The sequence below is a fragment of the Robertmurraya beringensis genome, from assembly GCF_042433785.1.
GTDB lineage: Bacteria > Bacillota > Bacilli > Bacillales > Cytobacillaceae > Robertmurraya_A > Robertmurraya_A beringensis.
This window is the reverse complement of sequence record NZ_JBHLUU010000120.1, coordinates 1-14,475: the sequence shown is the minus strand read 5'-3', so window position 1 is coordinate 14,475 and position 14,475 is coordinate 1. Positions and strand designations below refer to the sequence as shown.

Sequence of the window (14,475 nt, the reverse complement as noted above, 5' to 3'; positions counted from 1 at the left end):
ATCTCTCCCTATAAAAAAGGGGCAAGCCCCTCATGTCCTTATTTTTTAAGAGTAACGGTCGTTGTTCCGTTTTCTGGTAGCACTAGTTCCTCGCCATAAAGCTTCATGAATAATTCTGGTCCTTCTTGTGCAATCGTCACACCATCTTTTGACACATGGATCGTTAAGAGATGGTTACGATACACGATTTTGAAGGAATAAGAAGACCATGATTTTGGAACGAATGGTGCAAATGAAAGAGTTTCATGGGCAGTTCTCATTCCTGCGAAGCCTTGAACGATCGCAAGCCAAGCGCCCGTCATACTAGTAATATGAAGACCGTCCTCTGTGTCATTGTTGTAGTTATCTAAATCTAGACGCGCGGTACGATGGTACATCTCGTAAGCCTTTTCCTCTTTTCCAAGCTCTGCGCCTAGAATGGCATGGACGGAAGGAGAAAGAGACGATTCATGAACGGTCATTGGCTCATAGAAGTTAAAGTTTCTTTCCTTTTCTTCGTAAGTGTACTCGTGATTTAAGAAATACAAGCCTTGAAGAACGTCTGCTTGTTTGATGAAGCAGCTTCTCAAGATTTTATCCCATGACCATTTTTGATTTAGTGGACGATCTTCCGGTGCCAACTCGTCTACCGTTTTTAAGTCTTTATCAAGGAACGTGTCATGTTGAATGAATACATCCAGTTCTTCATCATATGGAAGATACATTTTATCGATGATCTCCTGCCATTTGGCCATTTCATCTTCTGTGATTTGAAGATCGGATACACGTGTTTCATGACCACTCGCTTTAAGTGCATCAATGACTTCTAATGTATATCGAAGGGTCCAACGAGCAATCGTATTGGTGTACCAGTTATTGTTTACGTTATTTTCATACTCATTTGGACCGGTTACGCCATGCATCATGTAGACATTTTTCTTTTTATTGTAGTGAACACGATCTGCCCAAAATCTAGAAATACCTGTAAGTACGTCTATGCCATATTCGTTCCAATAGTCTTTGTCACCTGTGTAATTGACATAATTGTAGATGGCGTAGGCGATGGCACCATTACGGTGAATTTCCTCAAACGTGATTTCCCATTCGTTATGACTCTCAATTCCGTTGAACGTAACCATCGGGTAGAGGGCGCCGTTTAGACCTTGCTGCTGGGCGTTATGATAAGCACCATCCAGTTGGTTGTGACGATATACTAATAGATTACGAGCTACCTCTGGATTTGCAGTAGATAAATAGAGTGGTAAAGCGTATGCTTCGGTATCCCAATACGTGGCGCCGCCATATTTTTCTCCCGTAAATCCTTTTGGTCCGATATTCAAACGTGCATCTTCACCGTAGTAGGTACTGAACAACTGGAACAAATTGAATCGGATGCCTTGCTGTGCTTCGTCATCTCCATTGATTTCAACATCCGCAATGCTCCAACGCTTAAGCCAAGCTTCTTTATGTTCTTGGAGAAGGGAATCATAGCCTAATTCATCCGAATGGGTAAGTACTTCCTCTGCCTTCGTTATCAACTGTGCCACTTCATAATCTCTGTCAGTTGTGACAGCGACATATTTGATCAATGAGACAGGTGTATTTTCTAAAGCTTGAACAGAAATCGTATTTTCAACATATTCTTCACGCTCAGCTGTAGAATGAGACAAAATTTCTCCCTCCACTACAAGACGCATACTAGCTGCGACATGGAAGGTAGGAGTGCCAAACGGATTATCCTTCGTTTTCATGACTAGATGACCGTTGCTGTGACTAACGCCTCGTTCCACTTCCAACCAGAAATCTTCGTCATAGTTGGAGTCTTCATTTCTCACATCTCCATCTAAGTAAGGGGTGAACGTTACATTCCCGGAATAATTTTTCGGGGTTACCTGATACTTGATGACAGCAAGCTCTGGATGGCTAATCGATAGGAAACGAACGACCTCTACATCGGTTTCCTTGCCGTTTTGATTGATAGTAAAGCGACGGGTTAACACGCCGTGCTGCATGTCGAGCTCTCGATAATAGCTTGTGACCTGGTTTTCGTAACAATCCATTTCTTCTCCGTCGATCGCTACTCGGATGCCGATGTAGTTGATGGAGTTAATTACCTTTCCAAAATAGTGAGGATAGCCATTTTTCCACCAGCCAACCCTTGTTTTGTCTGGAAACCAAACTCCTGCGATGTAGGAGCCGCGGTGAAAGTCTCCTGTATATGTTTCCTCAAAGTTTCCGCGCATTCCCATATGACCATTTCCAAGGCTCATCATACTTTCTGCTAGTCGAAAGTCTTCTTTGTTTACGGTTGTTTCAACGATCTTCCATGGATCGATGCTAAATAATCTTTTCATGTAATCACCTCAAAATATTTTAAATGCGCAAACGTTTGCACCAAACGATAAAAAAATGCAAAGAGCTACACATCTATATTGTAAAGGATTTCATAGAAAAATGCCTTATAAAATTGTTATATTTTTTTGACAAACTTTTTACTCTACGATTTTATCAATATTTTCCAAATGGTGTAGGGTTGAAACTTCTGTCATAGGATAAACGTCTATTAAAAAAGGCGGGATTGATCAATAATATTCGTTTTTTACAGGAAATTGACAAATATATCTCGAATATATGTAGAAGGTATGAAATTTTTGCTATTAACAGGAGGTTGTTATAGGAGTGAGTCAAATGAATCCAGTGATAAACCGAATTCTTCAAAATATAGAAAAAGTAATGATTGGGAAAAGAAATGTTGCGGAGTTAAGTCTAGTAGCATTACTAGCTGAAGGACATGTACTGCTAGAGGATGTGCCAGGTGTCGGGAAAACGATGATGGTCCGTGCGTTGGCGAAGTCTGTGAGCGCAGAATTTCGTCGGATTCAGTTTACTCCGGACCTTCTTCCATCCGATGTGACAGGGGTATCGATATATAATCCAAAAGAATTGGAATTTCAATTCCGACCAGGTCCGATTATGGGGAATATCATTCTTGCCGATGAGATTAACCGAACGAGTCCAAAGACGCAATCGGCTCTGTTAGAGGGAATGGAAGAAAGTAGTGTCACTATTGATGGCGTGACACATAAGCTTGAACGGCCATTTTTTGTTATGGCGACGCAAAATCCAATCGAGTACGAAGGCACGTATCCGCTTCCTGAGGCTCAGCTTGACCGATTTCTTTTAAAAATGAGAATGGGATACCCAGAGTTAGAAGAGGAGATGGAAGTTCTGGCTCGAGCGGAAAAGAGATCACCCATTTCGGAATTACAGCCTGTTATCGACCTAGAGGAATTAAGACAGCTTCAGGAAGAAATACAAAATGTAGTGGTAGATGATACGATCAAGCGCTATATCGTGGATATTTCTCATCGCACACGAACGCATAGCAGTGTGTACTTAGGTGCGAGTCCGCGTGGATCGATCGGGTTAATGAAGGCCGCACAGGCGTATGCATTTATGCATAATCGCGATTATGTGTTACCTGATGATGTCCAGTATTTAGCGCCATATGTACTTGCGCACCGGATTATCCTCAAGTCAGAGGCGAAGTTTGAAGGAATTACGGCGGAGGATGTTATGTCACGAGTGGTGGAAAGAGTTCCTGTTCCTGTGAAAAGGCTTGTGAAGTAATGAGACAAATTTTTCTATCGATACAACATATTTGGAAACTGATCATTTTGCTGTTTCTAATCGCTGTCACGTTTTCGTATGCCATGTTCCAAGGTGGATTTGTTAGCTGGTTTTTATTTTATAGCTTTGTCCCGTTTGCTTTGTACGCTCTTTTTTTGGCCGCCTACTCTACTCGAAAGTTTCAGGTTAGTAGAGAGTTTTCTAGATTTGAATACAGTGCAGGCGAAACCTTAAAGGTGAAAATTCATTTGACGAGAACCAATGCTTTTCCACTGTTTTACCTGGTTGCAGAGGATCTATTAAGTGAACAACTTCGTGGCAATCAAAACGCAAAACTGCTTTTATTCCCGGGCTTTAAAAAGCAGTTTACATTTGAATACGAGATTCCACAGTTACCTCGAGGGGAACATATTTTTCAGAGTGTTCGCCTGAAGCTTGGAGATCCTTTAGGTTTAATAGAGAGAGAAGTAGACTTTGACTTAACGGATCGGTTCATTGTTTATCCTCAAATAGAGGAGCTGGTCTATCGTCCGCATGAAAACCAGTTTGACCAAGGGATGACCGCTTCCAAAGAACGAGTGCAGAGAGATACGACGATGGCGATTGGTCTCCGAGAATACCAGCCGGGAGATAAGTTCTCTTGGATCAATTGGAAAGCAAGTGCGAAGCGGAATGATCTTATGACGAAGGAATTTGAACAGCGTCAATCACATGATATTTGCCTGATTATGGACTGTGTACCATCCGCAGGGTTTGAGACGGTGGTTTCCTTTACGGCATCTTTAGTAAAGGGAATTCTTCGAAAAGGAGCACAGGTGGGGCTATTAACCTTGGGTAAGGATCGCCAATTCTTTCCTGTCCGTAGTGGGGAAGATCATCAACAGAGCCTTTTTTATCATCTGGCTAAAATTAAAGCAGAGAGTCAAGTACCCTTAGATAGAGTACTTGGGGGAGAAAGCTTTCTTGGAAACCAAACCGTCTCCTTTATGCTGGTGACTTCTCAACTAACCAAGCCACTAATTGAAAAAGCAAGCTTTTTCTCTGTGAAAAAAGGAGCAGTGACCCTCTATTTGGTGAAAAACCAAGGAGAGTCCTTGAATCCGTTAGAAATTTCTTTGAAAAGTTCCGCAAATGCTAGAGGCGTTCGAGTGGTGCTTGTTCATGCAGGGCATTTTTCTGAGGTGTTTTCGGAGGTGAGCAGGTAATGATAAAAGGGAATAAGAAAAAAGAAACGACGACCACTCTCTTTCTTTACTTGCTTGGGTTTTTATTACTGTGGGAGTGGTTACGGCCAGTTGACGAATTAACCGATACAGGAAATGTTTATATCTTTCTCGGGTTTTTGTTGTTATGCTTAGTGATTTCCTTTACGAAGGTTCAGATGTTATTAGGAGCACTGTTGAAGGTCGTTTATATCCTTTATTTTATTCATCGCTATTATTTTGAAGGGTCATTTTTTCAATTATCATGGTTCTCACAGTTTTGGGATGATTTGATCCTCAATATCAGTTATTCGTTCCAGATGGAATGGAATGCGCTAACCTTTGAATTTAGAAGCCTTCTGTTCTTTATTTTGCTTTGGCTTATGGCTTATTTGATCCACTATTGGCTGATTATTCGTAGACAAATGTTTATTTTCTTTTTTATGACGCTTGTTTACATTACCGTATTAGACACGTTTACCCCTTACGAAGCAGACGGTGCGATTGTTCGAACCGTAGTCGTTGGTTTTGCAGTGATGGGAATGTTAACATTTCACCGTTTGGTTGAGAGAGAAGCTATTGTGAAGGGGGTATCCTCCAAAGGTAAGTGGGGGCTCCCTCTATTATTAATGATTGGAGCCAGTGTGGCCCTAGGTTTCGGTGGGCCAAAAGCGGAACCGATTTGGCCGGATCCTGTTCCGTACCTGACTTCCTATTCAGAAGATAGTGGAGGAGGAGCGGGTGGACAAAGGGTAGGTTATGGTACCGATGATACGAGTCTAGGAGGTCCGTTTATTGGAGATGATACCGTTGTTTACGAGACGGAAGTGGACCAAAGGCATTACTGGAGAGTAGAAACAAAGGATATTTATACGGGAAAGGGCTGGGAGGTATCGAGCTTTGATGATCCAGTTCCATTCACTCAAAATGATGTGTTCCCAATTAGCTCCTTTAATCAGGAAGGATTAGAGGTAAAGGAGCTAACAGCAAATGTATCTTCTGTTCGAAGTTATCCTCATATTATTTATCCGTTAGGGTTGAAATCTGTTAGTACCGAGAATGTAAGCTACTCTTTCCGGGTCAATGAAGGACTCGAAAAGGTATATACTTTAGAAGCTGATCGAACAGCGCCGTTGGAAGAATACACTGTCTCATACGATATTCCGAGATATAGTGTAACGGCAATGAAGGCGACCAAGAGCTTAGAGGAAGCTGGGTTAAGTCCAGAGTTTATCTATCAATATACGCAACTTCCTGAAACATTGCCGCAACGAGTGAAGGACTTGGCGCTTGAAATTACAGGTGAACAAGAAACATGGTTTGATAAAGCTAGAGCAGTAGAAAGATATTTTGGGCAGAACGGATTTACGTATGATCAGATTGATGTGGCTGTACCAGGGGCGGATGAGGATTACGTGGATCAGTTTTTATTTGAAACGCTAAGAGGATATTGTGATAATTATTCCACCTCCATGGTTGTTTTATTACGCTCAGTAGGTATTCCTTCTCGCTGGGTTAAGGGATATACAGAAGGGGAGTATCAAGGGCCAACGGTATCAGGGAAACGAGGCTATACGATTACCAATAACAATGCGCACTCGTGGGTTGAGGTATATTTTCCTGAGGTAGGTTGGGTTCCTTTTGAGCCTACGCAAGGTTTTTCAAGTAATGTTCAACTAAATTTTGATTCAACCACTGAGAACTCAACGGAGGTAGAGACACCTGAAACGGAGGAACAGCCTGAAGTAGAAAGACCAGAAGAAGCTCCTGAAGAAGCAGCTTCCACTGAAAGCTCTTTTTCTTGGAAGGAATTATGGTCTAAAATGGAGGCAGGTTTTGTTAAACACTGGAAACGGGGACTGATCACTTTGAGTGTGATGGGACTAGTTGCCTACATTGCCTATAAACTAAGGTTAAAATGGCTTCCATATGTACTGGTTCTCATTTTTAGGTTCAGGAAAAAAGATGATGACTTCCAAAGAGCCTATTTGGCCTTGTTGAAGCAGCTCGATCGATATGGGATTAAGAGAAAGGAACATCAAACACTCCGAGACTACGCCGAGTATGTTGATTACTTCTTTTCCTCGAAAGATATGGGGACACTTACTTCTCTATACGAGAGATATGTGTACAAAGGGACGCTTGAAGAAGGAAGCTGGGACCGAACGCGAGAATTGTGGGAAAATTTAATTAAAAAGACAATTGCTTGACCGATAAAACGACATGTTGTTACAATAATCTCTAATATTATAAAAATGTATCTCTTCATATATCCTCGAAAATATGGTTCGAGAGTCTCTACCAAATCGCCGTAAATGATTTGACTATGAAGGCGGAGCTTTCTATGGTTGTTAGAGATATCAAGCTAGAATTCTGCCTTCAAAATTTTTTTTGGGGGAAGAATTCTAGCTTTTTTATTTGGAATAATAATTATGAGGTGAATTGAATGTCTGAAAAGGTAGGTTTATCAGGTCAGGAAATGATCGTTGTATTGGACTTTGGAAGTCAGTACAATCAGTTGATTACTAGAAGGATTCGTGAATTTGGTGTGTATAGTGAACTGCACCCGCATACGATTACTGCAGATGAAATCCGTCAAATGAATCCAAAGGGGATTATTTTATCTGGTGGTCCAAACAGCGTGTACGATGAAGGATCATTCCGTTGCGATGAGAAGATTTTTGAACTTGGCTTGCCAATCCTAGGAATTTGTTATGGCATGCAGCTAATGACAACTCATTTTAATGGGAAAGTGGAGCCAGCAAAGCACCGTGAGTATGGAAAAGCGGCTATTCAAATTGAAAACAATTCGAAATTATTTGCTGACCTTCCACAGGAGCAAATCGTTTGGATGAGCCATGGAGATTTAGTAGTAGAAGCTCCTCCAGGCTTTACAGTCGATGCAGTTAGTCCGTCTTGTCCGATTTCTTCTATGAGTGATGCGGATCGTAAGTTATACGGGGTACAATTCCATCCAGAGGTTCGCCACTCTGTTTATGGAAATGAGCTGTTAAAGAATTTCGTATTCGGTGTTTGTGAATGTGCTGGAAACTGGTCGATGGAAAACTTTATCGAAGTTGAAATGGAAAAAATCCGCCAGCAAGTGGGGGACAAAAAAGTTCTTTGTGCACTAAGTGGTGGGGTGGATTCATCCGTTGTAGCGGTACTTATTCATAAAGCAATTGGTGACCAATTAACATGTATCTTCGTTGACCACGGCTTACTTCGTAAAGGGGAAGCTGAAAGTGTAATGAAAACTTTTGCAGAAGGCTTTAACATGAACGTGATTAAGGTGGATGCGAAGGAGCGCTTCTTAGGGAAGTTGGCTGGAGTAAGTGACCCAGAACAAAAGCGTAAAATCATCGGTAATGAGTTTATTTATGTGTTTGATGATGAAGCGGCAAAACTTGAGGGAATTGATTTCCTAGCACAGGGTACACTATATACTGATATTATTGAAAGTGGTACGGCTACAGCTCAAACGATTAAGTCACATCACAATGTGGGTGGTCTTCCTGAAGACATGCAATTCACATTAATTGAGCCACTTAGCACACTATTCAAGGATGAAGTACGTGCGCTTGGTACGGAACTTGGAATTTCTGATGAAGTTGTTTGGCGTCAACCTTTCCCAGGACCAGGACTTGGCATTCGTGTGCTTGGAGAAATTTCTGATGATAAGCTTGAAATCGTTCGTGAATCGGATGCGATTTTACGTGCGGAAATTAAGAAGGCTGGACTGGATCGTGATATTTGGCAATACTTCACTGTCCTACCTGACATTCGTTCAGTAGGTGTAATGGGAGATGCTCGTACGTATGATTATACGATCGGTATTCGTGCGGTTACTTCTATTGATGGGATGACTTCTGACTGGGCAAGAATTCCGTGGGAAGTATTAGAAATCATTTCTACTCGTATTGTTAACGAAGTTAGCCATGTAAACCGAGTCGTCTATGATATCACAAGTAAGCCACCAGCAACAATTGAGTGGGAATAAAATCTAACAAAATACGAACAATAAAACGGACATTTGAAAAAATGTTCGTTTTTATATTGACGAAAATCCGAGACCTTGGTATGATGAAAAAGTACTAATAAATGTCGTTTTTCGTCGTATAATCTTGGGGATATGGCCCAGAAGTTTCTACCGAGCTACCGTAAATAGCTTGACTACGAGGTGAGTGATAAATGGGCTCTTTCTTGGCCTTTATTTCGCGAATCTTTGTTGTCAGGCGCTCCTCGTTGTTGGAGCGTTTTTATTTTTCTAAAAATGGAGGAAAAGAAAGAAATGAAAAAATACTTTCAATTTGAAGAGCTTGGAACGAACTATCGTCGCGAGTTTATGGGTGGATTAACTACCTTCCTAGCAATGGCATATATTTTAGTAGTCAACCCACTTACGTTGACACTAGCAGATGTACCGGATCTTCCTGATACGATGCGTATGGATTATGGAGCGGTCTTTGTCGCTACAGCATTAGCAGCAGCAGTAGGGTCAATCATTATGGGACTCATAGGTAAGTTCCCGATTGCATTAGCACCTGGTATGGGTCTGAATGCATTCTTTGCTTACTCAGTTGTCTTAACACATGGAGCCCCATGGCAACATGCATTAGCAGCAGTATTTATTTCAAGTGTGTTCTTCTTATTATTAACCATCTCAGGGTTACGTGAAAAAATCATTAACGCGATTCCGGTAGAATTAAAGCACGCAGTGGGTGCTGGTATCGGATTGTTCATTACTTTTATTGGTTTAAAAAATGCAGGCATTATCGTAAATAATGAGGCAACATTGGTTGGACTTGGTGATTTAACAGCTGGAAATACACTACTAGCTATTTTTGGTCTTCTAATTACAGTGATCATGATGACAAGAGGTATTAACGGAGCCGTATTCTTCGGAATGATTATTATGGTTATCGTTGGTATGATCTTTAACTTAATTGATGCACCTGAAACGGTTGTTGGTCCTGTACCAAGCCTTGAACCAACATTTGGTTCTCTATTCTCAGCATTTGGTGATCCATCATTCTACACAGCTACGATGCTTGGGATCGTTTTAACATTCTTATTCGTTGACTTCTTTGATAACGCAGGAACGCTTGTAGCCGTTGCAAACCAAGCGGGATTAATGAAAGAAGATAAACTTCCTAATGCAGGAAGAGCACTATTTGCAGATTCTATTGCATCATTAGTAGGTTCTATTTTTGGAACATCAACAACCACTTCTTATATTGAATCATCTGCAGGGGTAGCTTCAGGAGCAAGAACAGGTTTTGCGGCACTTGTAACAGCAGGATTTTTCCTATTATCATTATTTTTCTTCCCGGTATTATCGGTTGTTACGTCCCCTGTAACAGCGCCGGCCCTAATTATTGTAGGGGTACTCATGGTATCTTCTTTAGGGAAAATTGAGTGGAATCGTTTTGAGATTGCTGTACCATCTTTCTTAACTATCATTGCTATGCCACTAACATACAGCATTGCAACAGGTATCGCAGCTGGATTCATTTTCTACCCAATTACGATGATGGTAAAAGGGCGTACAAAAGAAATTCACCCAGTGATGTATGTATTCTTTGTTATCTTCGTATTATACTTTATGTTCTTAACTGAATAGGATTTAGGGTTGGCTACTTGTAGTCAACCCCTTTTATTATGACGTTTTTTTGAAAAACATGAATGCGTTTGCGTATTCTAATTGACAAGCTTTTGTCCCCTATATATGATTAAACTTATTATGTCGAAGCTCTCAAAATAAAGCGGGGAATTATGATGTCTGGACTTATCATTAGTAAGAATTTAAATAATAATGTAGTGATAGCTGACCACTCGGACTATGGAGAGGTTGTTGTGATCGGTAAAGGCATCGGATTTAACCGTAAAACGGGAGATGTCATCGACGAGGCGTCAGCGGAAAAGCTTTTTGTATTAAGAAATGAAAAGGAACAAGAAAATTATATAAAACTCCTTCCATTTGTTGAAAGCAATCTTCATGAAGTATTCATTTCTGCAATTGAGCTAATAAAGAGAAGAGCAAACGCAGAGTTAAATGAGCATATCCATGTCGCATTAACCGACCATTTAATGTTTGCTGTCAGTCGGCTTTCGAACGGAATGGAAATGAGAAATCCTTTCTTAATAGAGACAAAAGCACTCTATCCTTTTGAATATGAAATAGCTAAAGAAGTTGTAAATTTGATCAAAGAGAGTACAGGGTTGGAGCTTCCTGAAGGGGAAGTAGGATTTATTTCTCTGCATATTCATAGTGCTGTGATGAATCGAAATCTATCAGAAGTGAATCAGCACTCTCAATTGGTTACTCGTTTGATCGATATGATTGAGGAGCAACTTGAAATTTCAATCGATAAGGAAAGTATTGATTATATGAGGCTTGTTCGACATATACGGTTCACTATTGAGCGTGTTCATAGCGGAGAAAAAGTTGAAGAACCAGAAAAAATTGCAAACCTCTTGAAAGAGGAGTATCCGGTGTGTTACAATCTCTCGTGGAAGCTCATTAAAGTGATGCAACAAGCATTAAAGAAAACGGTATTTGATGCAGAAGCAGTGTATCTAACGATGCATTTGCAAAGGCTTCAAAAGAAAGTTAAATAATTCGAACTTATCTTTTATACGTGTTACTGATTCGATCAGGCATGAGTGAAGAAGATAATTGAAATGGAGATTTACGGGTATTATAACCTTGTAAGCTCTATTTTGATTCCTTTTTCCCTCGTGCCTTTTTTGTTTTCTTTTGCAAATTGGGAAGCGACAATGAGCGAAATAAATTATTTAGGAGGTTCTACCATGTTTAAAAAGGTGTTTGGTGTTTTACAAAAAGTTGGTAAAGCATTGATGTTACCAGTTGCTTTACTTCCTGCAGCAGGTATTTTACTTGCATTAGGAGCAGCGCTTAAAAACCCTGCATTATTGGAGTTAGCTCCATTTTTAGATAACAATGGAGTAGCGATGGTTGCTTCAATCATGCAAAGTGCGGGGGATATCGTATTCGGAAACCTTCCAGTTCTCTTTGCAGTTGGGGTTGCTGTTGGTTTAGCAGGTGGAGATGGAGTAGCTGGATTAGCTGCTATCATCGGATACTTAATTATGAACGTAACAATGGGTACAGCTTTAGGCTTAACGGCTGAAGATGTAAACGGATTAAATTACTCAAGTATTCTAGGAGTTCCAACACTACAAACTGGGGTATTCGGTGGTATCATCGTCGGTATTATCGCAGCAGGTCTTTACAATAAGTACTATGAAATTGAATTGCCATCTTATTTAGGATTCTTTGCTGGTAAGCGTTTCGTACCAATCATCACAGCTGCTACTGCAGTTATCCTAGGTCTTGTGATGTTAATTGTATGGCCACCAATTCAAAATGGTCTAAATGCATTCTCTCAAAACATGGTTCATGCAAACTTAACATTATCAGCGTTTATCTTTGGTGTTATTGAACGTTCATTAATTCCATTCGGATTACACCATATCTTCTACTCACCTTTCTGGTATGAGTTTGGTCAATATACAACACTAGCTGGAGATGTGGTTCGTGGTGACCAACGTATCTTCATGGCAGAAATCAGCGATAACGTTCAAAACTTAACAGCAGGTACATTTATGACTGGTAAGTTCCCGTTCATGATGTTCGGTTTACCTGCAGCAGCATTAGCTATTTATCACGAAGCTCGTCCTGAAAGAAAAGTGGTTGTTGGTGGACTTATGGCTTCTGCTGGTTTAACAGCTTTCTTAACAGGTATTACGGAGCCAATTGAATTCTCATTCTTATTCGTTGCACCAATTCTATTTGCTATCCACGCAGTATTTGCTGGTCTATCATTCATGGTTATGCATCTTTTAGATGTAAAAATCGGTATGACATTCTCTGGTGGTTTAATTGACTATATTCTATTTGGTCTAATCAACCCACAAACGAATGCTTGGTTAGTAATTCCTGTCGGTCTTGTGTTTGCGGTAATTTACTACTTCGGTTTCCGTTTTGCGATCCGTAAGTTTAACTTAAAGACTCCAGGTCGTGAAGTGGAAGAAGAGGGAACAGAAGGAGCAGCTGGACAAACTAGTGACCTTCCATACGATATTTTAGAAGCAATGGGTGGAAAAGATAATATCTCTCACCTTGATGCATGTATCACTCGTCTTCGTGTATCTGTAAATGATATCGGATCTGTTGATAAAGATAGACTGAAAAAACTAGGGGCAGCTGGAGTACTTGAAGTAGGTAACAATATTCAAGCAATCTTTGGTCCACGTTCTGAAACGATTAAAGGTCAAATGAAAGACATTATGGCTGGAAATAGACCAACTCCAGCAGCAAAAGCTACTGAAACAACAAATGAAGTAAGTGCACCGGTTTCTGGTGAAGATGCAATCGTATCTCCATTAACAGGTAACCTAAAGCCAATCACAGAAGTTCCGGATGCGGTATTCTCTGGTAAAATGATGGGTGATGGATTCGCGATTGAGCCAACAGAAGGCACAGTTGTCTCACCTGTAAACGGAAAAATCGTTAACCTATTCCCAACTAAGCACGCAATCGGAATTGTGTCTGATAGCGGACGCGAAATCCTAATCCACTTCGGTATTGATACAGTAAACCTAAAAGGAGAAGGTTTTGAAGCGTTAGTTGGTGAAAATGATAAAGTTGTTGCAGGTCAACCATTACTTAAGGTAGATCTTGAGTTTATTAAGAAAAATGCAACATCAACGATTACTCCTGTAGTATTCACAAACCTTGCTGAAGGCGAAAAAGTAACTATCAACAAGCAAGGTGCTGTAACACTTAAGGATCAAAACATCATTTCAATCACTAAGTAATATATTATAGAAGAAACACGACCAGTCTTTCCTAGGGAAGGCTGGTTTTTTGGTGGGTAAATAAAGACTGGAGAAAGTAGTAACAGGTTTACTTGTGAGGTGGTGCAAATCGGTAAATAGGCGGAGAAATTTCTTTTATTTAGGAAATTGGACTGAAAATAGCTAAAATAGACGGAAAGATTCCGACTATTGACTCAAAAAACATGAAATTCGGTAACTTTACGTTGCTTAATCGGAAAAACTCCGCTTATATAGCCCGAACCAAGCTCAATTCTGTAGTCTAACCGAAAAAACTCCGCTTAAAAAATTACTGGTTTCTCAAAAAAAACTCTTGAACCTTAATTAAATGCGTCACAGGTAGCTTCGCATTACGTGGTCTGCCCAGTCCACCAATGTTAAGGAGTATATGTGCTCATGTAGTTACCCTTTAAAAAACATTGTGAATGATATTGTTGTAAAGATTACTTTGGATATTATTACCACGGATATCTTGTTGACTCTCTAGGCTCACGATGGTATTATATAAAAACAGTCGCTGATGACGAAACAACAAACTTAAAAAACTTTTAAAAAGTTGTTGACTTCGAGTGATTGAAATGTTATTCTAATATAGTTGCTTCTAACGAAGCGAAATTGTTCTTTGAAAACTAAACAAATCATACGTCAACAAAAAAATGATTAGTGTTGAAAAAAACACTAGCCAACGTTTTAACTTTAAGAGCTAATCTTACTCTTTATTGGAGAGTTTGATCCTGGCTCAGGACGAACGCTGGCGGCGTGCCTAATACATGCAAGTCGAGCGGATCTTTGGGAGCTTGCT

Annotated in this window: 8 protein-coding genes, 1 rRNA gene and 2 riboswitches; of the genes, 8 read left to right on the top strand and 1 reads right to left on the bottom strand. The window is 40.3% G+C overall.

Features of this window, described 5'->3' with window-relative positions:
- Positions 1-38 precede the first annotated feature (38 nt).
- On the bottom strand, positions 39-2,333 hold the full coding sequence (mdxK, locus tag ACFFHF_RS19195; protein WP_340901996.1) for a maltose phosphorylase MdxK: 2,295 nt from the start codon (positions 2,331-2,333) through the stop codon (positions 39-41).
- A gap of 334 nt (positions 2,334-2,667) precedes the next feature.
- Between mdxK and ACFFHF_RS19190 the strand changes: the two genes are divergently transcribed.
- The 8 genes from ACFFHF_RS19190 to ACFFHF_RS19155 all read left to right on the top strand — a co-directional run.
- A complete protein-coding gene (locus tag ACFFHF_RS19190; RefSeq protein ID WP_377058841.1) occupies positions 2,668-3,609 on the top strand; it encodes an AAA family ATPase in 942 nt (313 codons plus the stop codon).
- A complete protein-coding gene (locus ACFFHF_RS19185; protein WP_340901997.1) occupies positions 3,609-4,814 on the top strand; it encodes a DUF58 domain-containing protein in 1,206 nt (401 codons plus the stop codon). Before ACFFHF_RS19190 ends, ACFFHF_RS19185 begins: the two co-directional genes overlap by 1 nt.
- Positions 4,814-7,021 (top strand): DUF4129 domain-containing transglutaminase family protein, encoded by a 2,208-nt coding sequence (locus tag ACFFHF_RS19180; protein ID WP_340901999.1) that lies wholly within the window; start codon positions 4,814-4,816, stop codon positions 7,019-7,021. Before ACFFHF_RS19185 ends, ACFFHF_RS19180 begins: the two co-directional genes overlap by 1 nt.
- A 35-nt stretch (positions 7,022-7,056) precedes the next feature.
- Positions 7,057-7,158, top strand: a riboswitch (purine riboswitch).
- 99 nt (positions 7,159-7,257) lie between these two features.
- Positions 7,258-8,811, top strand: coding sequence for a glutamine-hydrolyzing GMP synthase (gene guaA / locus ACFFHF_RS19175; RefSeq protein WP_340902001.1), 1,554 nt, complete (start codon positions 7,258-7,260; stop codon positions 8,809-8,811).
- A 94-nt stretch (positions 8,812-8,905) separates the two neighbouring features.
- A riboswitch (purine riboswitch) is annotated at positions 8,906-9,007 on the top strand.
- Between the two features lie 95 nt (positions 9,008-9,102).
- Complete coding sequence (locus tag ACFFHF_RS19170; RefSeq protein ID WP_377058840.1) at positions 9,103-10,434, top strand: NCS2 family permease; 1,332 nt, start codon at positions 9,103-9,105, stop codon at positions 10,432-10,434.
- A 155-nt stretch (positions 10,435-10,589) separates the two neighbouring features.
- Positions 10,590-11,432 carry a glucose PTS transporter transcription antiterminator GlcT gene (glcT, locus tag ACFFHF_RS19165; RefSeq protein ID WP_160547995.1) on the top strand — a complete coding sequence of 281 codons (843 nt, stop codon included), beginning with the start codon at positions 10,590-10,592 and terminating at the stop codon, positions 11,430-11,432.
- Positions 11,433-11,624: 192 nt separating this feature from the next.
- Entirely contained in the window at positions 11,625-13,655 is a 2,031-nt protein-coding gene (gene ptsG / locus ACFFHF_RS19160; RefSeq protein WP_377058839.1) for a glucose-specific PTS transporter subunit IIBC, read from the top strand.
- 734 nt (positions 13,656-14,389) lie between these two features.
- Positions 14,390-14,475 (top strand): 16S ribosomal RNA (locus ACFFHF_RS19155); the annotation flags it as partial.

Coding starts and splice junctions, on each gene's coding strand:
- glcT (WP_160547995.1), top strand. CDS start 10,590: ATGTCTGGACTTATCATTAGTAAGAATTTAAATAATAATGTAGTGATA.
- ptsG (WP_377058839.1), top strand. CDS start 11,625: ATGTTTAAAAAGGTGTTTGGTGTTTTACAAAAAGTTGGTAAAGCATTG.
- ACFFHF_RS19185 (WP_340901997.1), top strand. CDS start 3,609: ATGAGACAAATTTTTCTATCGATACAACATATTTGGAAACTGATCATT.
- ACFFHF_RS19170 (WP_377058840.1), top strand. CDS start 9,103: ATGAAAAAATACTTTCAATTTGAAGAGCTTGGAACGAACTATCGTCGC.
- ACFFHF_RS19180 (WP_340901999.1), top strand. CDS start 4,814: ATGATAAAAGGGAATAAGAAAAAAGAAACGACGACCACTCTCTTTCTT.
- ACFFHF_RS19190 (WP_377058841.1), top strand. CDS start 2,668: ATGAATCCAGTGATAAACCGAATTCTTCAAAATATAGAAAAAGTAATG.
- mdxK (WP_340901996.1), bottom strand. CDS start 2,333: ATGAAAAGATTATTTAGCATCGATCCATGGAAGATCGTTGAAACAACC.
- guaA (WP_340902001.1), top strand. CDS start 7,258: ATGTCTGAAAAGGTAGGTTTATCAGGTCAGGAAATGATCGTTGTATTG.